The sequence below is a fragment of the Dellaglioa sp. CoH-55-MRSF-9 genome, assembly GCF_056782155.1.
In genome coordinates this window covers 1-232 of record NZ_JBXAYG010000184.1, presented here as the reverse complement: position 1 = coordinate 232, position 232 = coordinate 1, and the positions used below count along the sequence as shown (strand labels likewise).

General features: G+C 59.1%; 1 protein-coding gene. It reads left to right on the top strand.

All coding sequences use genetic code 11. The annotated features are described in order from the left end of the window. On the top strand, positions 1 to 232 hold a 232-nt coding region (locus AC1RPV_RS08285; RefSeq protein ID WP_481764284.1), incomplete at both ends, for an NUDIX hydrolase.

Here is a 232-nt window from a genome sequence, read left to right as displayed (position 1 = left end):
GGTCTGTACGTGCTTCCGGGCGGCAAGCTCGAAGCTGAACGTGCCGATGTCGGAATGGCTCGTGAGCTGCGCGAAGAGCTTTGTCTCGACCTAGACCCTGCGGGGCTGCGGCCCGTGTGGCATGCGAATGATACGCTGGGTAACGGTGATCCTCTTCTCATGCTCTATTTCCGAGCATACGCGTTTGCAGGCGAAGTACGGAACGCTGAGCCTGAGAAGTGTCATGGTCTGG